The 25,782-nt window shown below is 43.9% G+C and carries 23 protein-coding genes; 17 read left to right on the top strand and 6 right to left on the bottom strand.

All coding sequences use genetic code 11. From position 1 onward, the window contains the following. Window positions 1-63: 63 nt before the first annotated feature. The 8 genes from phnR (at window position 64) to gntR (ending at window position 8,258) form a co-directional block, all read left to right on the top strand. Window positions 64-768 carry a phosphonate utilization transcriptional regulator PhnR gene (phnR, locus tag AACU28_RS06785; protein ID WP_061023284.1) on the top strand — a complete coding sequence of 235 codons (705 nt, stop codon included), beginning with the start codon at window positions 64-66 and terminating at the stop codon, window positions 766-768. Window positions 769-931: 163 nt separating this feature from the next. Then, window positions 932-1,834, top strand: a complete 903-nt coding sequence (locus AACU28_RS06780; protein ID WP_121602633.1) for a multidrug transporter — start codon at window positions 932-934, stop codon at window positions 1,832-1,834. A 200-nt stretch (window positions 1,835-2,034) separates the two neighbouring features. Beyond that, complete coding sequence (locus AACU28_RS06775; protein WP_009845626.1) at window positions 2,035-3,051, top strand: TRAP transporter substrate-binding protein; 1,017 nt, start codon at window positions 2,035-2,037, stop codon at window positions 3,049-3,051. A gap of 65 nt (window positions 3,052-3,116) precedes the next feature. Continuing rightward, the gene (locus tag AACU28_RS06770; RefSeq protein ID WP_017079674.1) at window positions 3,117-3,674 is read left to right on the top strand and encodes a TRAP transporter small permease subunit; all 558 of its coding nucleotides are present in this window, start codon (window positions 3,117-3,119) and stop codon (window positions 3,672-3,674) included. After that, window positions 3,667-4,989, top strand: coding sequence for a TRAP transporter large permease (locus AACU28_RS06765; protein ID WP_017059512.1), 1,323 nt, complete (start codon window positions 3,667-3,669; stop codon window positions 4,987-4,989). The genes AACU28_RS06770 and AACU28_RS06765 overlap by 8 nt, the downstream gene beginning before the upstream one ends. Before the next feature lie 118 nt (window positions 4,990-5,107). Then, on the top strand, window positions 5,108-5,605 hold the full coding sequence (locus AACU28_RS06760; protein WP_061023288.1) for a gluconokinase: 498 nt from the start codon (window positions 5,108-5,110) through the stop codon (window positions 5,603-5,605). A 3-nt stretch (window positions 5,606-5,608) separates the two neighbouring features. After that, window positions 5,609-7,117, top strand: coding sequence for an NADP-dependent phosphogluconate dehydrogenase (gene gndA, locus AACU28_RS06755; protein WP_121602632.1), 1,509 nt, complete (start codon window positions 5,609-5,611; stop codon window positions 7,115-7,117). Window positions 7,118-7,256: 139 nt separating this feature from the next. Beyond that, on the top strand, window positions 7,257-8,258 hold the full coding sequence (gene gntR, locus AACU28_RS06750) for a gluconate operon transcriptional repressor GntR (RefSeq protein ID WP_121602631.1): 1,002 nt from the start codon (window positions 7,257-7,259) through the stop codon (window positions 8,256-8,258). 119 nt (window positions 8,259-8,377) lie between these two features. Here the strand turns inward: gntR and AACU28_RS06745 are convergent, their stop codons facing one another. The 3 genes from AACU28_RS06745 to AACU28_RS06735 form a co-directional block, all read right to left on the bottom strand. Continuing rightward, on the bottom strand, window positions 8,378-9,160 hold the full coding sequence (locus AACU28_RS06745) for a siderophore-interacting protein (protein ID WP_121602630.1): 783 nt from the start codon (window positions 9,158-9,160) through the stop codon (window positions 8,378-8,380). A 201-nt stretch (window positions 9,161-9,361) separates the two neighbouring features. Beyond that, window positions 9,362-10,840: a peptide MFS transporter gene (locus AACU28_RS06740; RefSeq protein ID WP_017094988.1), complete on the bottom strand. Its 1,479-nt coding sequence runs from the start codon at window positions 10,838-10,840 to the stop codon at window positions 9,362-9,364. Between the two features lie 531 nt (window positions 10,841-11,371). Then, a complete protein-coding gene (locus tag AACU28_RS06735; RefSeq protein ID WP_017090629.1) occupies window positions 11,372-12,742 on the bottom strand; it encodes an L-serine ammonia-lyase in 1,371 nt (456 codons plus the stop codon). 311 nt (window positions 12,743-13,053) lie between these two features. Between AACU28_RS06735 and AACU28_RS06730 the strand changes: the two genes are divergently transcribed. Continuing rightward, the gene (locus AACU28_RS06730) at window positions 13,054-13,932 is read left to right on the top strand and encodes a YdcF family protein (protein WP_121602629.1); all 879 of its coding nucleotides are present in this window, start codon (window positions 13,054-13,056) and stop codon (window positions 13,930-13,932) included. 4 nt (window positions 13,933-13,936) lie between these two features. Here the strand turns inward: AACU28_RS06730 and AACU28_RS06725 are convergent, their stop codons facing one another. Further along, window positions 13,937-14,614: a hypothetical protein gene (locus tag AACU28_RS06725; RefSeq protein ID WP_121602628.1), complete on the bottom strand. Its 678-nt coding sequence runs from the start codon at window positions 14,612-14,614 to the stop codon at window positions 13,937-13,939. Window positions 14,615-14,825: 211 nt separating this feature from the next. After that, window positions 14,826-15,080 carry a putative hemolysin gene (locus AACU28_RS06720; RefSeq protein WP_004730165.1) on the bottom strand — a complete coding sequence of 85 codons (255 nt, stop codon included), beginning with the start codon at window positions 15,078-15,080 and terminating at the stop codon, window positions 14,826-14,828. A gap of 370 nt (window positions 15,081-15,450) precedes the next feature. Here AACU28_RS06720 and AACU28_RS06715 point away from each other — a divergent pair, with 370 nt between their 5' ends. From AACU28_RS06715 to AACU28_RS06685, 7 genes are all read left to right on the top strand, one after another. Then, window positions 15,451-15,969 carry an NUDIX hydrolase gene (locus tag AACU28_RS06715; RefSeq protein ID WP_065607757.1) on the top strand — a complete coding sequence of 173 codons (519 nt, stop codon included), beginning with the start codon at window positions 15,451-15,453 and terminating at the stop codon, window positions 15,967-15,969. Window positions 15,970-16,449: 480 nt separating this feature from the next. After that, window positions 16,450-18,555, top strand: a complete 2,106-nt coding sequence (locus AACU28_RS06710) for an LruC domain-containing protein (RefSeq protein ID WP_121602627.1) — start codon at window positions 16,450-16,452, stop codon at window positions 18,553-18,555. A gap of 13 nt (window positions 18,556-18,568) precedes the next feature. Then, window positions 18,569-19,066: a hypothetical protein gene (locus AACU28_RS06705; RefSeq protein WP_004730171.1), complete on the top strand. Its 498-nt coding sequence runs from the start codon at window positions 18,569-18,571 to the stop codon at window positions 19,064-19,066. 221 nt (window positions 19,067-19,287) lie between these two features. Continuing rightward, window positions 19,288-21,051: an ABC transporter ATP-binding protein gene (locus AACU28_RS06700; RefSeq protein WP_102463191.1), complete on the top strand. Its 1,764-nt coding sequence runs from the start codon at window positions 19,288-19,290 to the stop codon at window positions 21,049-21,051. Beyond that, window positions 21,045-22,829 (top strand): ABC transporter ATP-binding protein, encoded by a 1,785-nt coding sequence (locus tag AACU28_RS06695; RefSeq protein WP_121602626.1) that lies wholly within the window; start codon window positions 21,045-21,047, stop codon window positions 22,827-22,829. Before AACU28_RS06700 ends, AACU28_RS06695 begins: the two co-directional genes overlap by 7 nt. Before the next feature lie 232 nt (window positions 22,830-23,061). Continuing rightward, entirely contained in the window at window positions 23,062-23,328 is a 267-nt protein-coding gene (locus AACU28_RS06690; RefSeq protein WP_017082440.1) for a hypothetical protein, read from the top strand. A 134-nt stretch (window positions 23,329-23,462) separates the two neighbouring features. Beyond that, complete coding sequence (locus AACU28_RS06685; protein ID WP_121602625.1) at window positions 23,463-23,897, top strand: hypothetical protein; 435 nt, start codon at window positions 23,463-23,465, stop codon at window positions 23,895-23,897. A 137-nt stretch (window positions 23,898-24,034) separates the two neighbouring features. On the opposite strand, the gene AACU28_RS06680 is transcribed toward AACU28_RS06685, so the two are convergent. Next, on the bottom strand, window positions 24,035-24,526 hold the full coding sequence (locus AACU28_RS06680) for a cytochrome b (RefSeq protein ID WP_121602786.1): 492 nt from the start codon (window positions 24,524-24,526) through the stop codon (window positions 24,035-24,037). Window positions 24,527-24,826: 300 nt separating this feature from the next. On the opposite strand from AACU28_RS06680, the gene AACU28_RS06675 reads away from it, so the two are divergent. After that, on the top strand, window positions 24,827-25,666 hold the full coding sequence (locus tag AACU28_RS06675) for a tetratricopeptide repeat protein (protein WP_102442200.1): 840 nt from the start codon (window positions 24,827-24,829) through the stop codon (window positions 25,664-25,666). Window positions 25,667-25,782: the final 116 nt, after the last annotated feature.

The raw sequence follows: 25,782 nt of genomic DNA, 5'->3' as shown, positions 1-25,782 counted from the left end.
CATTTTATATTGCAGTTGGCCAAGGAGTGGCTGACGACAAGAACAAGAATAAAAGGAAATGAAGTGCAGTACGTAAAAATCAAAGATGTTGTCGTAGAGCAGATAGAGTCGGGGATGTTAACACCACGACAGAAGCTGCCTGCGGAGCGAAAACTGGCTGAATCGTTTGATACAACACGAGTTACGTTACGTGAAGCCTTGTCTTCACTTGAAGCGGAAGGACGAATTTATCGAGAAGACCGACGTGGTTGGTTTATCTCTCCTGCGCCACTGCGCTACGATCCAACACAAACGCTGAACTTCACTAATATGGCTTTGTCGCAGAATCGTAAGCCAAAAACAGAATTAGTGGCGGCGAAAGGCATGTTAGCAACCAAGGAAGCAACTAGGCTTCTTGAGCTGCAACCTTTTTCGGATGTTTATCGAGTAGACAGAGTTCGTTATCTTGAAGACAGACCCGTTGTGTATGTGACCAACTACATTCGACCTGAGCTGTTCCCTAATTTGCTTGATTATGACTTGTCTAAATCGTTGACGGACATTTACCGTGAGCACTTTGGCGTGGTGTATCAGAAGATCCGTTACCGAGTGAGCACAACGTCTTTGCTTGGCGAAACCGCGCAAGCCCTGCGTGCGACTTCTGGTTCTCCGGCTATGGTGGTTGAGCGTGTTAATTACAATCAAGACGGTGATTTGATTGATTGCGATATTGAATATTGGCGTCATGACGCGATCAGTATCGAGTCAATCGCGCAGCTAGAGCGTTAGTCTGTCAATTTGAACGTTAGTTACAGCTAGAACACGCATCGTACTGGCACCTGCAATTCTGTAGGGCTGTCGAAATGAAACGATCCAAGGTCTCTTATTCGGAGGCCTTTTTTATCAGCTGTTTTCAGCGACTGTTCTTATCAGTTATCAATTTAGGAATGAAATGGAATTCTCTGCCATCATCATCGTGATCATTTCGGCTTTGCTTCACGCGGGTTGGAACGTTCTAGGTAAATCTAATCAAGGCTCGGGCTCGTCTTTCTTCTTAGCCTCTGGCTTTGCCGCTGCCGCGATATTGACGCCTTACTTGATCTGGTATGTTCACAGTGTTGGACTGTCAAATATCTTACTTCCATTTTGGCAACTGGTTTTCTTGAGCGGGATTTGCCAAATCATCTATTTGATCGGCTTGGGGGCAGCCTATAAACAGGCTGATATCGGCGTGATTTACCCAATGGCACGAGCACTGCCTGTGTTGATGGTGGGTTTAGGCACGGTGTTGATAGGCTATGAGCTGTCACCTAATCAATGGTTTGGCTTCACCTTGATTACCTTGGGTTGTTTGTTTGTACCACTTAAGCAGTTTTCAGATCTTAGGTTAAAAGCGTATCTCAACCTTGGCGTACTGTGGGCGTTAATCGCGGCCATTGGTACCACGGGCTATTCCATTATTGATAAAGAAGCGCTTCTGTTACTCGATCCTTTGAGCACACCAGTTATAACTAACAAGCACACCGCGATTTTCTACCTAGGCATTCAGTTTTGGGCGATTGTGATTCCGCTGAGTGTTTGGTTATTCGTAACCAACCAAAGAATCGAGTTTACTAATGCGTGGATACTACGTAAGAAAGCCACAGTGGCCGGCATCATGATGGCTTCGACTTATGGCTTGGTGCTGTTTGCGATGACCATGACTGAGAACGTCAGCTTGGTTGTCGCTCTTAGGCAAGTAAGCATCATCTTCGGCGTAGTGATGGGGATCTACTTTTTAAAGGAAAAGTGGTACGCCACTCGCGGTGTAGGCGTCGTTTTTATCATTGCAGGTTTAGTTATCTCACTGACTTAAAAAGAAATTAAATCCTACCTCCAACCTATAATGTGACTTTTTAGTCACATTTTTCTTATTGATAGCAAACGTTTTACTAATGTTAAAGATGTGATCCTTCTCATAGACAAGGTTGTAAAGTTACCGGTAACATCCATCTCAACGTTACCGGTAACATATAATAACAAGCCGGACTCTGTGAAACTCATAAGGATACCCAAATGAAAGCTCTGACTAAAACGCTGATTGCCGCTTCCCTCACTGGTCTATTTGCTACTTCAGCAATGGCTGCAGACTTTAAACTTAAGATTCAATCTTCAGATCCATCTGGTGATTTGAACTTCAAGGTTCAGCAGAAGTGGGCCGAGCGCGTAGAAACGATGTCTAACGGACGTATCGATATCGATCTACTTCCTGTTGGTGCTGTGGTTAAGCACACAGAAACGCTAGGCGCGATCAAAATGGGCATCCTAGATGGTCACATCACAGCAACAGGTTACTTCTCTGGTAAAGATCCAGCTTTTGGTCTTATCGGTAACATGGTTGGTGCATGGTCAGACACAACACAGCTGCTTCAGTACATGAACTACGGAGGTGGTAATGAGCTAATGACTGAACTGTACAAGCCTTACGGTGTTCAGTTCGTTGGTGCTTCAACAACCGGCGTTGAATCATTCATTTCTAAAAAGCCAATCGACGGTGTAGCGGATCTTAAAGGTCTTAAACTGCGTGCGCCTGAAGGCCTAGTACAACAAGTATTTGCAGCCGCGGGTGCGACTCCAGTAAACCTGCCAGGTTCTGAAGTATTTACTGGCCTAAGCAAAGGCGTAATTGATGCAGCGGACTACACGGTATTCTCTACCAACCAAAAAGCGGGCATGAACGACATTGCAACACATCCAGTTCAACCGGGTTTCCATTCACTACCGCTTATCGATATCTCTATTTCTCAGAAGAAATGGGACAAGATGCCAGCTGATCTACAAACAATGCTGCAAACATCAGTGCGTGACTTCTCTTACGACATGACGACTCAGCTGAAAATGGCTGACCAAGCGGCACTGAAAGAAGCTCAAGCGAACCCAGAAATCACTATCCATGATTGGTCTCAAGAAGAGCGTAAGAAGTTCCGTGAAATCGCGAAAGGCCAATGGAAAGTATTTGCAGAGCGTTCTGATAACGCAGGGAAAGTTTACACCTCAGTGACTGTGTTCCTAGAAGAAAACGGCTTACTGTAATTTAAACTTAGTTTACTGACGGGGGAGGGCATTGCTCTCCCGTATTCTCCCAGGAAATTTGGCCCATGACAGACAAAACTCCCCATGCCCCAGCTGAAAACGACGAGCAACCAAGAAATGCGCTTGATCGTTTTGTTATAAAGTTCAGTAATCTCGTGAGCTGGTTTTTTATCTTTACTGTATTGATTTCATTTTATGAAGTTGTGATGCGTTACGCATTCGATGCCCCGACCACATGGGTACATGAAACAGCTTCTTTCATCGGTGGTTCTTTATTCATTATTGGTGGCATCTACGCGTTTGCTGCGAATAAGCATGTACGTGTGGTTCTTATCTACGATTCAGTGTCTAACCAAGCACGTAAATATCTTAATCTTGTTCACCACATTGTGGGTTTGGCCTTTGCAGGCATGCTCGCTTATGCAGCTTACTTCACTGCGGAAGAAGCGTGGTTTGCACCATGGGGTGAATTCCGCCTTGAAACATCAGGTTCAGTGTTAAACGCGCCTTATCCTGCGCTGCTGAAAGGCCTGATTTTTGTCGTTTTGTGTGTTCTTGTTGTCCAGTTTGTATTGCACCTAATCCAAGAGTTGATGGGTCTAAGGAAGAATGACGATGTTTGATTTATCTTCTATTGGTATCGCATGGGGCAGCTTGCTCATGCTGGTTATGATGATTGGCTTGCTACTGACCGGTATGCAGCTAGCGTTCGTAACAGGCTTTGTCGCAATTTTCTTCACTCTATGTTGGTTTGGTCCTGATGCCCTGCCTTTGATCGCAAGCCGTACCTACAGTTTTGCTTCTGGTTATGTGTTCCTCGCGGTACCGATGTTTGTATTGATGGCCGCTTTACTAGACCGTTCGGGCATTGCTCGCGATTTGTTTGATGCAATGAAATCTGTCGGCCGTAAGGTTCGTGGTGGTGTGGCAGTACAAACCTTATTAGTCGCGGTTCTATTGGCTTCGATGTCAGGCGTTATCGGTGGTGAAACGGTACTACTGGGTATTCTCGCACTGCCACAAATGCTTCGTTTAGGTTATGACCGTAAGCTTGCTATCGGTACAACCTGTGCAGGTGGCGCACTAGGCACTATGCTTCCACCGAGTATCGTACTTATCATTTACGGTATGACAGCGAGTGTATCGATTGGAGACCTGTTCAAAGCGTCTTTCTTGCCAGCGTTTATCCTTGCGGGCTGTTACATCGGCTACGTATTGATTCGCTGTAAGCTGAATCCTTCTCTGGCTCCTCTTCCTAGTGATGATGAGACAGAAGAAGATATCGCAAATCAGCCAAGCTACTTCAAGGCTCTGTTCTTCCCACTGCTTTCTGTAGCAACAGTTCTAGGTAGTATCTACACGGGTATCGCTTCAGTAACAGAAGCGTCTGCATTGGGTGTGGTTGGTATCATGATCAGTGCTCTTATCCGTGGTGAGTTGAATTTCAGCATGTTGAAAGAGAGTGCCATCGCAACTATGCGTACCTGCGGCATGATCATGTGGATTGGTATCGGTGCTAGTGCATTGGTTGGTATTTACAACCTGATGGGCGGTATTGATTTTGTTGAGGAAACCATCCTTGCGCTCAGTGGCGGTAACGCGACAGTAACGCTATTAATCATGATGGCTATCTTACTGGTTCTAGGCATGTTCCTTGACTGGGTAGGTGTGGCACTTCTAACAATGCCAATCTTCGTACCAATCATCACTGGCCTTGGGTTCGACCCAGTATGGTTCGGCGTTGTGTTCTGTCTAAACATGCAGGTGTCGTTCTTGTCACCACCATTTGGTCCAGCGGCTTTCTACCTGAAATCGGTCGCACCAAAAGACATCAGCTTAGGTGAGATTTTCTCTTCACTACTGCCGTTCATTGCACTTCAAGTATTGGTGCTGGCACTGGTTATTATCTTCCCACAGCTCGCGCTTTGGTGGCAATAACAGCGAAGGTCCCAGAGCGAGTTTAACGTTCAGGAACCTATCAACAGCAACACAAGTTTAACTATTAGATTCGATTGTCAGCCCCTGTTTTGGTTGGGGCTTAGGGAAGGCTTGCCTTATGAAAAGCAAAAAAATACTCGTGATGGGCGTATCTGGATGCGGGAAAAGCCTGATTGGTAGCCGTATCGCACAGGCTTTAGATCTTCAATTCTTTGATGGCGATGACTTCCATCCGCAAAGCAACGTAGAAAAAATGCGTCAAGGTATTCCGCTGACTGACGAAGATCGTCAAGGATGGCTAGAAACACTGAATAAGCAATATATCGAACAGCCAAGTGCTGTGATTGCTTGTTCTGCATTGAAACCTCAATATCGCGACATTCTACGAAAGAATAATGAAGGTTTAGTTATCGTGTACCTACAGGGTAGCTTCGACACCATTTGGAACCGCCATAAAGCGCGCGAGAACCATTACTTCAATGGTCAAGAAATGTTGAAAAGCCAGTTCGCAACCTTGGTTGAACCGAATGAAGCCGATGCGTTGTTTGTTGATATCTCACAAGATGTCGAACAGGTAGTAGAAAGTGCACTCAAACAAATTAAGCAGATAGGCTAAACCATGACTCAGTTAAAAAACGACATTGCGATGATTGGTTTAGGCGTTATGGGCAAAAGCCTTGCACTCAACTTACTGGATAACGGCTTTAACGTTGCTGGCTTTGATTTGAATACAGACAACATTGAGCGCGCTAGTTCAGAAGCAAAGCTGCTTAATGAATTGTTTACTGGTAAAGGTCAGTTCACACAAGGGACTAGCCTTGAGCATGTGCTGCAAGGGCTCGCGAAACCGCGTGTAATCGCTTTGTCCGTTCCTGCAGGAAAACCTGTCGATATCGTAGTGAGTAATTTGCTAGAAGCCGGTTTAGAGAGCGATGATATTGTTATCGATACAGGCAACAGCCTTTGGACAGATACCGAAGCACGCGAAGTGAGCTACAAAGGCAAGCTTCGTTTCTTCAGCACTGCTGTTTCTGGTGGGGAAGAAGGCGCTCGCGTTGGCCCGGCGCTCATGGCGAGTGGCGACCAATCGGCTTGGCAATATGTGAAACCGATGTGGGAAGCGATTGCTGCAAAAGTGGATGCTAATGGGCTACCGGTTGCTCAGTTTGAAGCGGGTGAAGCGTGCGCGGCGTATGTTGGTCCTTCAGGCTCTGGGCATTACGTTAAGATGGTTCACAATGGCATTGAATACGCCGACATGCAGCTTATCTGCGAAGTGTATCAGTTCATGCGTGATGTGCTTGATATGCCAGCTCAAGAGATTGGACAAGTCTTTGAGCAATGGAACAACGGTGTACTTAATAGTTACCTGATGGAAATCAGTGCCGATATTCTTCAACAAGAAGATGTTGTAACGGGTAAGCCGTTCGTTGAGGTTGTGCTTGATAAAGCAGGGCAGAAAGGTACGGGTTTGTGGACGGCAGTTAACAGCCTTCAAGAAGGGTGTCCTACCCCAACCCTTGCTCAAGCGGTTTATGCACGTGCGATGAGCGGTCAAAAATCACAACGTATTCAAGGGAGCAAACTGCTAAAAGGCAATGTTGCCGATGCGAGTCAGTTGGATAAAACAGAGGTTATTTCTGAGCTTCATGATGCTTTGTATTGCGCCAAGTTGTCTGTTTATGCGCAAGGTTTTGATTTGTTGAAAACAGCGTCAGATAAAGAGGAGTGGAATCTCGACTTTACTCAGATAGCTAAGATCTGGCGAGCAGGTTGTATTATTCGTGCAGCATTCTTACAAGGTATAACATCGGCTTATCAACAAAATGGTGAGCTGGCGAACCTGTTGTTTGACGAGGTTTTCATCAAACAAGTGGAAGAGCGTGAGCTTGCTTGGCGTATCGCCGTTGCTAACTCAGCTTTGTATGGTGTGCCGATGCCGGGGATCAGTTCAGCATTAAGCTACTTTGATTCTCTGCGCTGTGAAGTGTTACCAGCGAATCTATTGCAAGCGCAACGTGACTATTTTGGCTCACATACCTATTCACGAGTCGATAGAGATGAAGCTGAAAAGTTTCACGTGACTTGGAGTCAGTCTCCGAGAACTGAAGTAAAAGTAAACGCTTAAACAATCAATAACGCCCTCAACAAGAGGGCGTTTGTAATTTTGACGCTGTATCAACATTTTACTAAATTAGGCTTCAAATTCCACGTCAGTCGGATACACTGTTACCAGTAACATAACTCAAAAATAATAATTACTAATTATGTCGAATAAGAAAAAACGTCCAACATTACAAGATGTTGCCAACTTAGTTGGTGTCACCAAAATGACCGTCAGTCGCTGCCTGAGAGACTCTTCTCAAGTATCAGAAGCACTGCGAGATAAGATCAGCGCTGCAGTAGACGAGCTAGGTTATATCCCTAACCGCGCACCAGACATTCTTTCCAACGCAAAAAGCAATGCGATTGGTGTTTTGGTCCCCTCGTTAACCAACCAAGTTTTTGCTGAAGTTATTCGTGGTATTGAGCAAGTCACCGCGCCTGCGGGTTACCAAACCATGATTGCCCACTATGGCTATAGCCCAGAACTGGAAGAGCAGAGCATCGCTTCGCTGCTTTCTTACAACGTTGATGCGATTATCCTTTCAGAAAACGTGCACACTGATAGAGCGCGTAAAATGCTGCAGACTGTTTCTATCCCAGTGATTGAAATTATGGATTCGGTGTCTCCCCGTATTGAACAAGCGGTTGGCTTTGATAACTTCGAAGCGGCAAGAGCAATGACCAAAACCATGCTCGACCGGGGGCGAACCAATATTGCTTACTTAGCGGCTCGTATGGATGAACGTACGCGCTTAAAAATGGCCGGTTATGAACATGCGATGCAAGAAGCCGACAAAACGCCAGTAACGCTGCAAACGGAAGACGCTTCCTCGTTTACTCTTGGTGCAAAACTGATTGGTGAGTTACTTGAGAAACACCCTGAAGTGAATGGCATTTTCTGTACTAACGATGATTTGGCCATTGGTGCTTTTTACGAGTGTGTACGACGTGGTATTCAGGTACCAGAGCAGATGGCGATTGCAGGTTTCCACGGACACGACATCACAGTGGCGATGACGCCGCGTTTAGCGACTGTCGTAACACCTAGGGAGCAGATCGGTAAAGTCGCAGCACAGCAAGTTGTAGCGCGTTTGCAAGGTAACAATGAATGGGTGGCAAAGCTGGATCTTGGTTATGAGATTGAAGTGGGTGAGAGTATCTAATCTTACACTTCGGCTTTGATCTTCATCGGATTCAAACTAAAACGCCCTTAACGATATGAATGAACTTCGCTAAGGGCGTTTTCTATTTATCTAGCAAAAAGATGTATGTAGTAACAGGTTTAACCTGCTAAAGCTTGATCATCTTGTTGCTTTAATACTTTGTGACCATCCTCAGTGACGCCACGCTTCCAATAACTACTGATGTAAATGTTCTCTTTCGCGACTTCTTTTTCGTTGCGGAAGTACTGTCTTAGTTCGCGCATGCTTTCAAATTCACACGCCGTCCAAATCGAAACCTGCCCCTCTAACCATTCTGTGTTGCGAACTGTTTGTGAAAGTGTTTCTTCAGTTTCATCTTCAATTAACCAAGTGACTTTTATACCTTGAGGTACTTCAAGTGTTTGCTTGTCTGCTACTGAATTGATCTGAATGACAGCGTGGCCTGCTGCGTGTTCCGGAAGCGTTTTTACTTTGGCAGAGAGCGCAGGTAGCGACGTCATATCTGCCACCAAGAAGAACCAATCCGATTCTAGATTCAGCCCTTGAATTAATCCAGGACCTGCCACTGAAACCGTGTCACCTACTTCTGCGTTCATTGCCCATCTTGCAGCAAAGCCACATTGCAGATCTGTGGTGATGTGGCGTACGAAATCAACCTCAATCCACTTTTCGACAGGGTTGTACTGACGAATGGTGTAAGTGCGCATGGTTGGGCGCTCACCTTCGTTCAGTTGACTTAAATCTGTGGTGCCGAGTGGCGAGAACAAAAGCTTGATGTAGCCGCCGGCACATTCGGTTGGGTACTTACTTAATCCTTCACCGCTAAGCGTTATACGCTGCATATTCGGTGTAATGGTTGAGGTTTGAGTAACGGTTAATGTGATAGGGCTAGGCTTGCTCATATAAGGCTCTCTTAGATTTTGATTTCCACATCATAATCCTGAACAAGAAAACACTCAATACTAATAATTATCATTTACTTTTATTTACACAAGCGCAACGTAACTTGAACCCGATATCAATAGAAACAAAAATATCGACAAAAAAAGCCCTTTAGAAAACTAAAGGGCTTGGTGTATTGGAACTGTTTAACGTGAGCAGAATTAGCTGTTTGCTTGCTCTAGTTCGATAGTTTCTTCAGCGGCTTTCGCTGCTTCTAGCATCTTACGAATAATGAACGATGCAGCCATTGCGATACCAACCATTACTACCGCTAGGATAGTTAATAGTTGGAAGTAATCACCGTAAACCGTTTGAACGATCTCTTGTGTGATCTCTTGGCCTTTCTCAAGTGCAATAGACGTTGAGAATACAGCACCAACAATGCCTGATAGTGCGATTGCGACAGAGAATAAGCTTACTGAGAAGTTCTCGATGTGCTTAGGTGCAACAGACAGAATGAATGCAACAACCATAGAACCAACAATAACCTCACCAAATGCTAGGAAGAAGTGGATTGCTAAGAACACTTCAGGGCGAATCAGAATATCTTCACCAACGGTTGTTACTGCCATCGTTAAGATACCGAAAGCGATCGCTGTCAGAATGAAAGAGAAACCTACTTTGGTTGCGGTAGAGAAATGAATGTTTTTCTTTTCTAGTTTAGAGAAGATGCCCGTAATGATAGGGCCTGCAACCATACACCAAAGTGGGTTCATTGCCATCGACGCTTCAGGTGCTACAGGGATGAAACCGAATAGATCGCCACGCATTGTGTTGATTGCAACCATTGTCATCGACGTCATCATTTGGCCGTAGTACACGAAGAAACATGTCGTCAGGAATGTGATGATTAAGATCGTACCCATCTTCAGCATGTCTGACTTCTTCGATTTCATCATCAAAGAGACAAAGTAGATGATCGCTGCACCACCAATTGCGTATACGATATTCTGGCCGATATCCATGTTAGAAAACATGAAGAATACCAAACCAATCATTGCAGCAGAAAGGCCAAGGAATGCAGCCCAATGTTTAGTACTTACTGGTTTTTGGTCGATTTCAGCACTTGCTTCAACAAGGCCTTTGCGAACAAAGAGCATCATCAGAAGTGCAGCACCTGCTAGAGCAGCCGAAAGAAGGAAGCCACCGTGGAAACCAACAACAAGCACTAGCATCGGGAACAAGTACTGGCCTAAAAGCGCACCAATATTGTTGACTGAGTAGTTGATAGGGTAGCAGTTTTCGAAATCTTCCTGAGTTTTGAACGTGCGTTTGTAAAGACTTGGGTAAGAAGGGGACATCAAACCACGCGCATAACTCGCTAAAGCAATACCACATAATGCCATTGGAACATTGGTCGCCGCGGCACCGAGTACCAGTAGAGCATAACCACTTGCGAACCCTAGAAAGGCAATGGTCAACGATCGGTATGCGCCTAAGAATTTGTCGGCGATGAAGCCACCTGCAATAGCAAATAGCGGTCCGATTGCAGAGAAAGCACCAACAACCATCATTGTGTCGGCTTCATTGTAGTTAAGATCTTCAAGGAAGAAACGAGTCAAGATCACCATGACGCCATAGAACGAAAGTCCAAACATCATTTGGCAGAACATCATTGATTTGTTTAATCTATTCCACATTATTTTATTCTCACATTAGTATTAAGATGTAGTGTAATAACCTAATTATAATACCATCACTAGCAATACATAAAATGAAACATGCATCCCAAACAGAACTTTACTCGATATACCTTTTCTTATGAGTGCATTGATATTTCTCATGAATGAAATTTGCAATGTTAGATTTTGATAATGGATGCATAACTGTGAGAAATTTAACTACCTTCATTTGTGGCTAAGTAATGAACGGATAAAGGAAAAGTTAACATTGGTCATCTATAAAATGTTCAAGTGAGTATCACTTTCAATTGGCTGTTGGATTTTGGCCAATAAAAAAGCCAGCTTGGTGGCTGGCTTTTGTTTGGATATCGAAAACTAAGTTTACAATAACGGTTCTGAGTGAGGCGATTTCTCGTCGTGCGAGTCAACGATGTATTGCGTTTCAACTATTCTCTGTATCTCGACTATTCATCGCATCTAGCTAGTCACCGCATTTAACTGGTCACCGCATCTAACTGGTCACCGCATTTAATTGGTCACCGCAACTTACTATTCACACGGTGGCGCCATGTGGATCACCGCTAAACCACCTAAAGACGTTTCACGGTACTTCTTGTTCATGTCTTTACCTGTTTGGTACATGGTTGCGATAACCTTGTCTAACGAGATAAGACACTTGCTGGTGCGTTTTAGAGCCATACGTGATGCGTTGATGGCTTTCATTGCACCCATTGCGTTACGCTCGATACATGGCACCTGAACAAGCCCGCCGATCGGATCGCATGTCATGCCTAGAGAGTGCTCCATTGCGATTTCAGCTGCGATACAGATTTGCTCGTTGCTGCCACCGCGCAAAGCGGTTAAGCCAGCAGCAGCCATTGATGAAGATACGCCAACCTCACCCTGACAACCTACTTCTGCTCCAGAAATTGAAGCATTGGTTTTGTATAGGATGCCGATAGCGCCAGAGACTGCCAAGAAGTCTTTCAGCTGCTTGGTGTCTAGCTCTTTAATGAAACGATGGTAGTACATTAATACTGCAGGAATAACGCCAGCCGCACCATTCGTTGGAGATGTTACCACTTGGCCACCCGCTGCGTTTTCTTCACTTACAGCAAAGGCAAACAGGTTAATCCAATCCATGATCTCCATTGGATCGTTTTCAATCGAAGCATTCGCTTCCAACTTTTTCAGAAGAGCAGGCGCTCGACGGGTGACTTCTAGTCCGCCATCAAGAATACCTTCGGTGTCAAAGCCACGCTGCATGCACAGAGACATCACCTTCCAAATTTGGTCAGCTTTTTGGTCAATCACGTCCATGTCTTGGAAAGACACTTCATTACGCAGGATTAAGCCACCAAGGCTAAGCCCTTGTTGTTCTGACAATTCAAGCAATTGGTCGGCAGAAGTAAAAGGGAACTCGACTTGTGTTTCTGCTTCTTGCTTGCCGTTTTGTAGCTCATCAGCGGTTGCGATAAAGCCACCACCAATCGAGTAGTACGTTTCCATATCTAGAAGACTACCGCTTGCGTCAAAGGCAGAGATGGTCATGCCATTTTCATGAAGCGGAAGATTAGTTTTATGGAAGAGTAGGTCGCTTTCTACATCGAAGTGAATTTCATGGTTACCGCTAACCAGTAGAGATTTATCTTCAATCGCTTTACGCATTGCTTGGTTAGCACTGGTAATCTTAATAGTGTCGGGGCGGTTACCGAGCAAACCTAACAAAGTTGCTCTGTCTGTGTGGTGACCAATACCCGTCAATGATAACGAGCCGTATAAGTCGATTTGAATACGCTTCACTTGCTTAAGCTGAGCGTCAATTTTTTGGGTAAAGTTAAACCCAGCGATCATTGGTCCATTTGTGTGGGAGCTGGACGGGCCAACCCCAATTTTGTAGATATCAAAAATAGACAGCATAGTAACTTCCTGTGAAGACGGTTCGATGAACGAACTCTGGTTAAAGTATATCTTTTGTTAACCTCACTTCTTTGAGTGAGCGTATTCTTTCAATGAGATTAGTGTTAACAAGCGTGTAGTTCGATGAAATACAAGACCGTGCTATTTTTGCTCTATATAGCTGCACGTTGATTCTTGTGTACCTTAAGATGTAGCTATCAATAGTGAGCATTATTGCGAGCTACATATAGGAATTTAAAAATACTTTTGTTAAGAACTATTGTATACATAATTCACTCCATCTAATCACTAAAACGAGACTTGAACATAAAATGAGCATTAATCACCTCCTTATTGTGCTAGGTAAGCGACTTAATGGGAATAAATTGACTGATGAAGGCATCAGTCGAGTTGATGCTTTGGTGGAGTATCTGGCGGGGCCTTTGGCAGAAGAGTCTATTCAGAAAACGGGTGTTGCATTTTGTGGTGGGGTGACAAAAGGGCAAACCACCTCTGAAGCGGATGCAATGCACCAGTATTTTCGAATTCTGGAAAGCCAGCGAGAATATCCGTTTTCCTTGGGGGCGATTTTGCTTGAGCAGAACTCGACAAATACGGTTGAGAACATTCAGAACTTAGCTTCAGAGATGATTGAAAGTGAACTGTTTACCCGTGGGCAGAGTGTGAAGGTGACGTTCGTTTCGAATGACTACCATTTACAACGTATTTTCGAGATCCAATCATTAATGGACGAACAAGGCTTGCTTAAGGTTTTGGTCGAGAAGTGCTCTGCACTTGGGGTGGAACTACAAATCGGTCCTCAGCTAGAAGCTCATGTTGCGGTTCCATATCCTCATCAAAATACTCAAGGGCAATTGTTTCTGTTGATGGATGTGCTGACAACCTATCGAGTTTATCTTGAAGGTGTTTCTGCGGGGACATTCAAGCGAGATTTGGAGTTGGTTAGGAGGGAGCCTGAAAGACTGTCGTTGGAGGCACTGATAGCTGTAAAGGCGTTAGGAGAGGGGGTGCCTCATTTTGACATCGTCGACAGCTTACTCCCAGTATTGGAGCGCTGTATCCAGCAGACTTCCGTGGGTACCGACATAAAAAAAGTCAGGGAATACCTAGCTCTACTAGATACTAACCTGACTTTATTGAATCGTTATTTAGACCCGGAATCGGATCACACACATCGCTGGTGGCGATAGATGTTTATTTCTTTCTCGTGATGCCAATAACGGTCTTTAAGCTCGCAAACGCAATCAGGCAGTAAGCCAAAAGTTCAGTGCCTTCTTCGGCGATGTTCTTAACCACGCGAACATAATCATCGCCCATAACATTGTGCCAAAAGCTGCCCATGCCAAATAGACGAGAGAACACCAACAGTAGCATTACGCCAGTAACGAGTAAGTTCATGTGTGGGGAAGCAAGAATAAGCGCAAGCTGATCAATGGTTCTTTTACCATTCTTAATCGCATAGAAAATTGCACTGCCAGCAACCAATAGGGCAGGGACAACCCATGCACCATGTACGATCTTGTCGAACCAAAAATCCATTTCACGAATGAACAACACTGCGAAGAATGCGCTGATAAGAAGAGCTGCGTGCTTAACTTCGTGCTTCTCTCTTGCTAAATAAGCAAAAGAGCCAGACGTCACGATAAGCAGTAACTGTTGCAGCATTTCGGTCGCCGAGATCTCACCAACATTGCCATTCAACAATACAAAATCAATTCGAAGCGCAAGGTTTGCGACAATGCCTATCGCTAAAACAACGAGAGCAGTTTGGCATCGTTTGTAGATCACTTGAGATGTCGACTGGGAAAGGGTGAACTCTGGCAGTTCAAACGACATTGGAGTTTGTTCATTGGTTTTAGGTTGGCTTTTCATAGTAATTCAATGTGTAAATATTTGTAACGGGCAGGCATTCTATCGGCCTAGGTTAGGCTAATGTCAGAGCCATGTCAGAAATAAAACAGCGTTCAATTGGTGTGTGTATACGGTAAACCGCTGCCTTATGGCAGGCAGTTTACGTAACATAATTGAATTTTTAGGGGGAGGGTTTTAAAGCGTTGATATTGGAAACTTGTAATAGAAGTTATTACTTTTCAGTTTCTTGCTCATGGTTATTGCGGTAGTACTCCCATTGCTCGATACGTTCACCGTCATCAAACACACAATAAGTGGTGCGTTGATTGTTTTCAGTTACGGTTTCTAATTCACCATCTTGTTGAACACAATAAACCGCGGCTGGGTTAGCGACTGAAACACGTTGGCCTTCGCTATATTCTGCATAGTCGTTTGCACAACCGCCCAACACAACGGCACATACAGCCATCAAACCAATTTTCTTCATGTCTATCTCCTACGTGATAACTCTATAATCGAATGCGTTAAGTTCTACAGAACCAAATGAGAAGCTCTATGAAATTAGTATATTTTAGATTTCAGAAAAGGTTGTCCTAATTTGGTCAAGATATTGAAATAGGTTGATATTTCGCTATTTTTAAGTGCTTTTTGAGTGTTTGATCAGGCTGACATAGCTGATGTTATAAAAGGAACGGCCTCCGTCAATAAGGCGCTACTTGATGGTTGTTTTGACTCGATAGCTGTGGGCGAACAGCGATCAAAAGCAGAGGGTATGTGTTCTAGTGGGGGACGGAGAACCTCGAATCTATTGATGATTATGATATGATGCCGCCAAATTCAGTAGAGCAGTCAGAATCATGAGACACCTAAAAACAACCATCCACCCTGATATCGACCATCTAGACAATAAAACGGTCTATAAGCGCAACGCTGCCCGTGCCATTGTGTTAGATGGTGAAGACATTCTGATGCTGTATACAGAGCGTTATCACGACTACACCATTCCTGGTGGTGGTTTGGATGAAGGGGAAGATGTGATCGCAGGTATGGTTCGTGAACTCGAAGAAGAGACTGGCGCGAAGAATATCCATAGCATCAAGCCGTTTGGTATTTTTGAAGAGTTCCGTCCTTGGTATAAAGACGATGCGGATATGATGCATATGATCTCTTACTGCTACTCATGCAAAATTGATCGTGAGCTGGGTGAAACGGCTTACGAAGATTATGAAGTGAAAAACGGGATGAAGCCGGTGTGGATGAATATCCATGAAGCGATCGCTCACAACGAAAAGACCATGGCTGAGAGCTCTAAGAAGGGTATGAGCATTGAACGTGAAACCTTTTTGTTACATCTCATCGCAAAAGAAATGCTGTAACCCTTTTAATAAATCGAGACTGTTTAAAAGTAGAATATTTTTAAACAGTCTTGCTAACCATGAACGAACAATAATACCTACCCCTTTACTTGACCAAACACATCGTAGTTTGAGTTTTAAGCAAAACGCCTCTAGCCCTTAAACAGCTTATCCGGTTTCCAAACAGCATAGAACGTTGATGTATCTAACAGACTTTCAAATTGATTCTTATTTTGAAGAACAGACCGTTTTATCCTGACTGTAATTTGGAATTAGATTAATAAGTCTTATTTTTCAATGTAATAAGATTATTTTTAAATGGTTAGAAACTTGGCTTCTCTTTTGCTTCTTTGTATTAAGCAGCTCGCTTTATCGGCACTAAAACAATAAACAAAGATGTGGATTGTTTTGGGTTAACTGAGACGTTTCTTTAATTTGCCGTTCAGAGTTTACGTACTTTTCAAGGAAATCGCAGAAGCGAAGAAGAAGTCGAGGTTTACTATGAAATACAAACAAGTTATTTGTCTGTTGACGGCAGTAGTCAATGTCCCTATCTACGCAACGACGGTGGATTTGGACTTTTCAAACCATATAGAGTCAACTAATGGGAGTAGTAGCTGGGCGGGACCGACGTACGATGGGGTGTCAATGCACTTTCTGAATGTCGGAACACATGATGGAAAAACAATCGATGCCAAAGTGTCTAGTAGTGTGTTTGGTGATGCGACATTTTTGTTTCATGCTCCTAACTACAAAGTTGGCGCGACGCAGCCCTCAGGAGATATTGGTTTTCTTTACCAAACTAACTCTGCGGGCTCGGCAGGCTTAATCTATACCTTTGAATTTTATGATGGCACGGATGGTCTCTCCGGAACCTTCTCAGTACCTTATACACTTCCTGAGTTTGACATGATTGGTTATGACATAGATGGAGAACCCTCACAGTCTGAACAAGTACGAGTCTTTAAAAGCGAAGGTTTTTTCAGCTATCAACTTGGTAGTGCGAGTGCAAGTTTGACGGCAGAAGAGAGTGCCGATGGGACTTCAGTCTTATTCACTGGTCCTGGTACAAACTACTCTGAAACAGACACTTCAGGAGCGGTTAAATTCACCTACAAAAACACTTCTATCGTCACACTTCAGTTTGAAACGGTTACCACGAGTACTGGACCGAACCCTATATTTTCGGCATTTGATGGTAACTGGGAGCTATCCGGTTTTACAACTCCCATCGAAAGCTCAGACGAATCTGATTTTGGTGATGCGCCTGATAGCTATGGAACATTACAGGCGAGCAACGGTGCTGAGCATGCGATTTCTTCCACGCTGTACTTAGGCGCTAGTATTGATGCCGATACTGATGGCCAACCTGGCGCATCATCAAACGGCGATGATTTGGATGTTGGCGGAAATGATGATGACGGTATTGCATTGCTGACGAACCTTGAAATAGGCCTAGACAGTTTAATTAACGTCAATGTTGTGGGGAGTGGTTATCTGCAAGCCTGGGCTGACTGGGATATGAATGGGTCTTTTGAGGATGATGAGCAGATATTGAAGAACCATTCTGTTGTCGATGGAAGCCAAGTTGTCCCTATTCGAGTGGATGATTATGCTACCGTTGGTGGAGTACAAACTCGATTCCGTTTAGCGAGTAGCCCTAACATTCCAAATGACGGTTATGTTGGTGATGGTGAAGTAGAAGACTACGTGTTCAACGTTACGGATCCTGGCACAACGGTTCAACATTCGAATTACTATACAGCGGCCTTCGAAGATAATTGGCCAGAAGTTGGTGACTTTGACTTAAATGACGTCGTGGTTTACTACCGCACTACCATTTTAAGTAAAGATGACGCAGTGCTTCGAATGGATATTACGGGAACCATAATGGCCTACGGTGCTTCTTATGGTAATGGACTAGGATGGAAGCTTGATGGCTTCGATGAGTCAGATGTTGATCTTCAAACGGCTCGAGTGCAAAAGAATGGCGCGACTCGAGTAAATATCTCGCCGTTTACAGGTGAGGACAAAAATGTTGCATCGCCAGGAGGAGACCTCGTTGTTGTCGCTTCGTTGAACCTAAAAAATGATCTTCCGATTCACGGTGAGTGCATGTTCCACCGCACTAATCCTTCTTGTAGCCCGACGTTAGAAGCTGACCAAATGACGTTCAGCATTTCTCTACCGTTTGCTTCTGGAAGCGAGCCGACAGTGAGTTCACTGATGCCATTAAGTGGCTTCGACCCATTCATCTTTGGTGCGGGAGCTGGTTATTACCACGGTGACAGTTTCTCTACATCTCCGGGTAAAGATTTAGAAATCCATACCGCAGACTTACCACCAACGTCTCGTGGCACGTTAGTGAGTGATTTCTATGGCATCGCGCAAGACGATTCAGACCCATCTAGTGATAAATACTATCGAACTACGCAAAATATGCCTTGGGGTATCTTAATTTCATCTCCTTGGAATCATCCATCAGAGTACATCGATATCAGTGAGGCATACCCAGACTTTGCTGAATGGGCGACCTCAGGAGGTTCTTCAAAACCAACCTGGTACTTGGACCCTAACGCCAACAAAACTTGGTCTACTGAAGATTAATCAAGGAGGATTTATGAATACAACTAAACTAATGCTGAGTAGTGTAACTTTGGTCTTTCTTACTGCTTGTGGCGGAGGTGGTGGTGGCGGCTCAACCACTTCAACGCCAAGTTCAGTAGCCCCTCCAAGTAGCGCTCCTGCTGGGGTCAGCAACGCGGTTACCTCTAGCGTTACACCTGTACAACAAGCGCTGAAATCAGTAGAGCTATCCGTACCGGAAGGTTTTGACTTCTCTACCGAAAGAGAGGTTGTTGTGAGCGTTGACGTAGCAAGTTCACAAAGCTCTCGAGGCTTTATGAGTATCTACACTGATTTTAATGGTGAGGTTGTCGATTACACCTCACAAGTGTTGAGAACACCGATAAATGAGGACATTGATTTTTCTACGACACTGCTTCTTCCTAATCATGTCGATAGAGTTTGGGTAGAGGTATGGTATCCATCAGCGATGGGAAGTGAAGTGAAGCGTTTAGTGGATATTGAAAACGGGCAGGTAGACGTTATTCTTTAAAGCGAATTTTTCATATAATCAGATATTTGCCGCCATTTTTGGCGGCAAAGTTGTTTCTAGCAATGCTAAAATGTAATAGCGGTAATCAATCATTGAATATGGTTGATATTGTCAACTAAGTGTTTTTGATGTATCTTTACCTCAGTGATGACCCTATCTAGCTTAGATGCCCGGTCATATCGCTAGTTCTCGCTGTGAGCCTGCCCTAAACAAAGAATACTATGAATAAAAGACAGTTTATTGCCCATTATCTGCGCATGAATCGCACCTCGTACTTACTGGCGATTGTGTTCATTTTTCTCGTCAACTGGTTACAAGTAGAGATCCCTCGTTACATCCAATTGGCGATAGATTTGATTGATGACGCTTCTTCAACTGGCCATCAGCAGCTGCAAAGCTATGTTTGGATTGTAGTCGGCATGTCTGTCGCCATGGTGGTGGTGAGAATTCTGTCTCGTATCTATGCGCTTAATCCGGGGCGAATTACTGAAGCAGCACTCAAAAGTACACTTCTACAAAAGCTGAATCGCTTACCAAGCAGCTTTCATGAACGTTTTGCTTCAGGTCGATTGATCTCAATTATCAATAACGACCTTAGTGGTATCCGACTGCTGTTTGGTGTCGGCTTCTTGCAGTTCTTCAATGCGTTGCTTGCGTTGTCGCTGACGCCTCTTTACATGTGGCGCATATCGCCAGAACTCACACTGTATTCGATCATTCCTATCTCAATCGCTTTTGTGATTTTCCGTGTGGGCTTCAAGCGTATGAAAACACTGCATTTGGAGCACATGAAACGTCTACAAAACTTGTCTGCTCAGCTAATGAGTTACCTGTCTGGGATTGATTTGATTAAGAGCCAGCAGATGTCACCTTGGGTGAAAACCGAAACTGAAAAGCTTAACCAGTTATTGCTTGAGTGCCGCCTTAAAATTACACGTATTCAAGTCTTCTTTATGCCGGTACTCGACTACGCCAATGACCTGATGAAAATCATCATTCTTGGGCTTGGTGGCTACATGTTAATGAGACAAGAGCTAACCCTCGGTGAGATTACTGCTTTCCTAACTTACTCGGTTTTACTGGCTATGCCATTGATGCAGCTTGGCAGAATCGCGACCATTTATCAGCGTGGCATGGTAGGTATTCAGAGTGCACAGACTATTCTTAATGCCAAAGTTCCCGAGCTTGATGAAGATAAACTCACTGAGTTAGATGTTGAATCGCTGAAGGGAAAAACGTTTTCCGTTCGCAACCTCAGCTTCAGCTATTCAGGTGAAGACCGTCTGATTCTTGATGACATCAGCTTTGATATTCCAGTTGGTAAGAAAGTGGGTGTGCTAGGTGGAATCGGAGCGGGTAAAACGACATTAGTGAACTGCTTGAACCATCATTTGGATGTACCAGAAAGTTCGGTTTTTCTTGGCGAAAGAGATGTCACTAGCTTCTCACGCAGTGACTTGCGCCGTTACGTGAAAACCGTGACTCAAGACCCTTTCCTGTTTTCAGCAACCGTCGAGGACAATATCCGCTTTGGCAGCTTAGATACTGACTTGGCAAAGAGTCAGGTTGATGAAGTGCTGGATCTCAGCCAGTTGGCGAGTGACGTTACTCGTTTTGAGCATGGTGACCAAACCTTAGTCGGTGAGAAAGGGATCATGCTGTCAGGCGGTCAGAAGCAGCGTTTAAGCATTGCTCGCGCTTTATTACAACCCACCGATCTGATCATCATGGACAACGTTCTATCGGCCGTCGACTATGAAACAGAACGAAAGATCTTGGAAGGCTTGTTTAAGCGCTTGGAAAATCAATCAGTACTTGTGGTTTCACACCGTGTTAATGCCCTTGAATATATGGATGAAATCATCGTGTTGAACGAAGGTAAGGTGATCGCGAAGGGCGACCACGCGACGTTATTGAAAACGTGCGATTACTATTACGATACATGGCAGTTACAGCAGAATGAAACGGAGGCAGCAGCATGTTAAAAGGTGTTGATCTCAAGTACCTCAAGCACTTTTTTAAGTTTGCTAAGAAATACAAACGCTCTGCGATTCTGGGCATCGCTATGCTTCCGCTCTCTGTCATTACAAGCTTATTGTTTCCTTGGCTGATCATTCAAGTGATTGATGTACATCTGAGCCATGGGGATATGGATGGACTGCTCGAGTACGTCTTCTATCTAGTCGCAGTTCTGGTGGCGAGTTATGTGGTGGATACTATCTATTCATATAACCTGCGTAAAACGGGTCAATATACGATAACCGACATGCGTTCAGTGTTGTTTGCTCGCGTGCTTAAACTGCCACGTAGCTATTTTGATAACACACCGATTGGCGTAACACTTTCACGATTAACCAGTGACTTGGAAACCATCGGCGAGACATTTGTTCAGTCGGTTGTAGGTCTAGTTAAAGACAGCATCAATACCATTGCTCTGTTGGTGATGATGTTCTTCATTGACTGGCAGTTAACGATGATTGTGTTGATTATCATGCCGCCAGTGATGTATTTGACGGTGTATGTGAGAAACCGACTTCGCGCTTTGTATAAGGTGACTCGTTCTTCGCTCGCTCGCGGTATTGGCTTTTTACAAGAAGTATTATTTGGTATGAAAACCGTTCAGATGTATCGAGCGGAAGAGCAAGTCGAACAACGCTACCAAGGCTATACCGATGAGTTTCTGAGAGCACAGAAGAAGATCAATAAATACGATGCGATTTTGTTTTCGTTTATCTCTGGCATCACCTCAATCACTATCGCAATTATGATCTGGTACGGTTCAGAGCAAGTCATTGAAGGTGCGTTGACATTGGGTGTGCTGATCGCGTTCATCAACACCTTAGAGAAAGTGTTTGTTCCGATCCGTGACTTTACTTCGCAGATTGCTTCGATTCAGAGTTCATTTGCAGCGTTTGACCATATTGAAGAGCTGTTTGTTGAGCCGACTGAAGAGGAAGGACGCAACCTGCTGCCATCTAACAAGGTAGAGAAACAGCTCGAACATTTTGTGAGCTTAGAGTTTAAGAACGTGAGCTTCCGTTACAAAGACGACTCTCCCTATGTTCTAAAGAATGTCTCGTTTGTATTGGAGAAAGGGCATCAAATCGCGCTTGTCGGTTCGACGGGGTCGGGCAAGTCGACGATTCTGCGTCTGATCTCTAAAACCTACCAAGACTATGAAGGCAGCATTTTGTTGAATGGAATAGAGCTGTCGCAGATCTCTAGTGAAGACTCTGCTCATTTGTTCTCAATGATGATGCAAGACGTACATTTATTTGAAGAGACAATCCAATTCAATATCGCGCTGGGTAAAACGCATCTATCTAGAACTGAGGTTGAACAGGCGGCGCGCTATGTTTATGCCGATAAGTTTATTGAACAATTGCCACAAGGTTATGACTTCCACTTGGAAAAGAACGGCTCCAATTTGTCGGTAGGGCAAACGCAGCTTATTTCGTTTGCTAGAGCGGTTGCACAAGGTGGACAACTGATGATGCTTGATGAGGCGACCAGCTCGGTAGATTCAATAACTGAAGACCTGATTCAAAAAGCGATGCAGCGTCTGTTTAAGGAAAAAACCGTGATTGCGATTGCACACCGTTTGAGTACAGTACGTCACTCGGATACGATTCTGGTATTGGAACAGGGTGAAATTGTTGAGCAAGGTAATCATCAACAGCTAGTCGCACATAATGGAATTTACGCCGGGTTATTGAAGGAATCGATTGTCGAAACGGGCGATTCTCAAGTTACGGTAGCTTGATTGCCTCAAATCGGCTGTTGCTTTCGATGAGACGAACTGGTCTTGTCTATGCTTCTCCAGTTTCTATTGTTTTCTAATATTCCCAATAGGTTAGGGAAATTAAACATATTTTTCGATTATTAATATGTTATGATCTCCCTACTACTAAAGGGGTGTCTTCGGGCATCGGGATGTATGCGAGCAAAACGTAAGTGCTCGTGTCAGTCACTTTCTGGCGAATATGGAATCGAAGATGTTGTTGGAAGAAGTTGTAGAAATTATCGAATTAACCGACTCAGACCATTTATCTCAAGCAATGGAACTGTTTAACGAGCATGGTTTTGTTGATGCTGAGTCTTTACCTTTTATGAATGTTGTTTTTGAAACAGCACCGGATCACCTTGCGAAGAAATTGTCGCAGATTGGTTTTAAAGGTTTAGTGCAAGTCGAAAAGAATGAAGATGCATCGGGCTTCACCATTATTGATGCTGACCGTGTTCTGCTGAAAGACTCTGCTTAACTGCAAGACTTTGCTTAGCTACAAGACTCAGCTTAACTGTAAGATTCTTCTTAATGACAAGAATAAGATTCAGCTTAATGAAAAGACTCTATCCAGTTCAGTAACACCCGTTATGATTATTTGAGGTTAACACAGTGACAACAGCAACCGTTTCATCAACAGAGCAACACATTTCCAATGAACATGCGCTTTTAGGTGCATCGTTATTAGCGTCTCAAAAAGTTGAGTTGGCTCTGTTCAGTGTTATCTCTAAATTAGTTAAAGCACTGCCAAAGGAACAACAGCAGCCACTAGGCTTGGATTTGGATACCTTTTTAAGGGAAAAGCCAAGTGAGCAAGCCTCTACGCTGAGCCTATACGAACAGACATTTGGTGAGCAACTTCCTTTAAAGACAAATGAAATCAGCGATTTTATTTATCACCGAAACTTGGTAACTCGTGGCTTTTGGCGTGTGACTGGGGCTGATGTTAAAGGCGGTGAGAAGCTAGCGAACCCAGAGCTTTATTTAAAAGAGTTCTTGGCCAAGTGTGAATACTGGCAAGTGATGCTTGATACCCAAACCAAGTAATCAAATTGAAATAAGAAAGCCATAGCGAGCATGCTATGGCTTTTTTGTTTGTGTAAACCATGCTGTATTTTTTAAAGCAGATGATTACCTCGAATACTGAGAACATCACTTATATTACTTAAATATCCCTCCAAAATTTAAAGCATCATCTTCAATACATAGTTCCTAGAGACAAAGTGGTGTTTAAGTGCAGCACAAACATGAAGAACAACTAAACAGGCTAGGGCAATACAACTGGCACGATGTAAATAGAAAAAGAAGCCGTTGATTGCAGGGTCGGTAATTGGGTTATTCACGCTAACCAACCAGAATAACGAATAAGGTTCTTTCAGCATTAAATAACCGGTGCTGAAAACCATAAACATCACTAGATACATCAGGGAGTGAGCAAGTTTAGCAACGCATTTTTGCCCTTCAGGTACAGACAGTGGCATGGTTGGCGATGACCGGAAGTAACTCCAGACATAACGAACCACGAATAATGGCGTCGCAATGGTCGCCAATGACATGTTGAGCACTGACAGAAAAGAAAACAGTTCTGGATGACTGGTGACATAGTGCATCACATACCCTGCGATTGTTGCATAGATGATGACAGATGCCATGACCCAGTGCAGCACCCGGCTCATTAAATCGTATCGTGGATTGTTCAAATTAACCTCGCTCTGATCGTTATTAATATAAGATTCATCTCGATGCAATAAATCAACTCTTGGTATATTCGCATCGCGAATTAATTATATAGAACAGTATTACGCGGTATTTTTATAATTTAGAAATTAATGATGTTGCTTCAGGTGTTTTATAATTATCAATGATATTTTAGAGTGTTAATTCCAATATGGACATAGCAAACTTGTCGACTTCCTAGCTTGTATGCCTATTACGAGATACAGTTAGTCTAAAGATAAATATATAAGGAATGTATAATGCTTCGAATCTTATTGATTGCAGTTATCTCGGTGTTCAGCACGATGAGTTTTGCAAGCGAAGAGGTTAAGTACTCGGAACAAGAGTATTTGGATAGACCGCTGATGGAACGCTATATCTTGGATGAGTTGAAGCAGCTTCGAATGGAACAGCAGGATCTTGAAAGACGCTTGACCATTCAGATGACTGACCGGGAACTGACTGTGGCAGACAAGTCTCTGAATTACGCCAATGTAACCGTAACCTACTTCTTCTACATTATTGCCGGTGTTGCCTCCCTAATTGCACTGGTGGGTTGGCAATCACTGAAAGATCTCAAACACACCACCAAGGAAATGGCTGACCAGCGACTTAATTCGATTGCTCAAGACTATGAGAAGAAGTTTAACCTTCTTGAAAGGGATCTTAAGCGTAAGACTCGAATCATCTCAGAGAACAACCGAGAAATCGAAATCATCAATGAGATTCACAACTTGTGGTTGAGGGCTCAGAATGTTCAAACTGCCGAGCAAAAAATTGAAATCTACGATGAGATCTTAAAAGTCCGCCCTGGTGATTTAGAGGCGCTCACTTACAAAGCTGATGCCGCAATGGACATGCAGGAATACCACTGGGCGATGAGCTTATGTAATCGCGTGTTGGAAGTGGACGATCAAAACGCTCACGCCTTGTACCAACGTGCTTGTGCTTACGCAAGGTTAGGTGCTGAAGGCCAAGCGATCGATGACTTAGAGCGTTCTATTGAAGCGAGTGGTTCAATGAGAGAGTTGCTAGCTGAAGAGCCAGACTTTGAGATGCTGCGCGGCTTAGATCGTTTTGAAGCGCTTTGTGAAGAGTAATGTCATTTAAGGTGGTGGGCTTCACACGCCCACCATATTTTGGCAACTTTTGTGGAACGGTTTCTTACATTACGTTTATTTTTTTGAATTAATTGTTATGTTATAACACTTGCCAA

Origin of the sequence: Vibrio sp. SBT000027 (assembly GCF_963894355.1) — a bacterium.
GTDB lineage: Bacteria > Pseudomonadota > Gammaproteobacteria > Enterobacterales > Vibrionaceae > Vibrio > Vibrio splendidus.
This window is presented reverse-complemented; position numbering and strand designations above follow the sequence as displayed.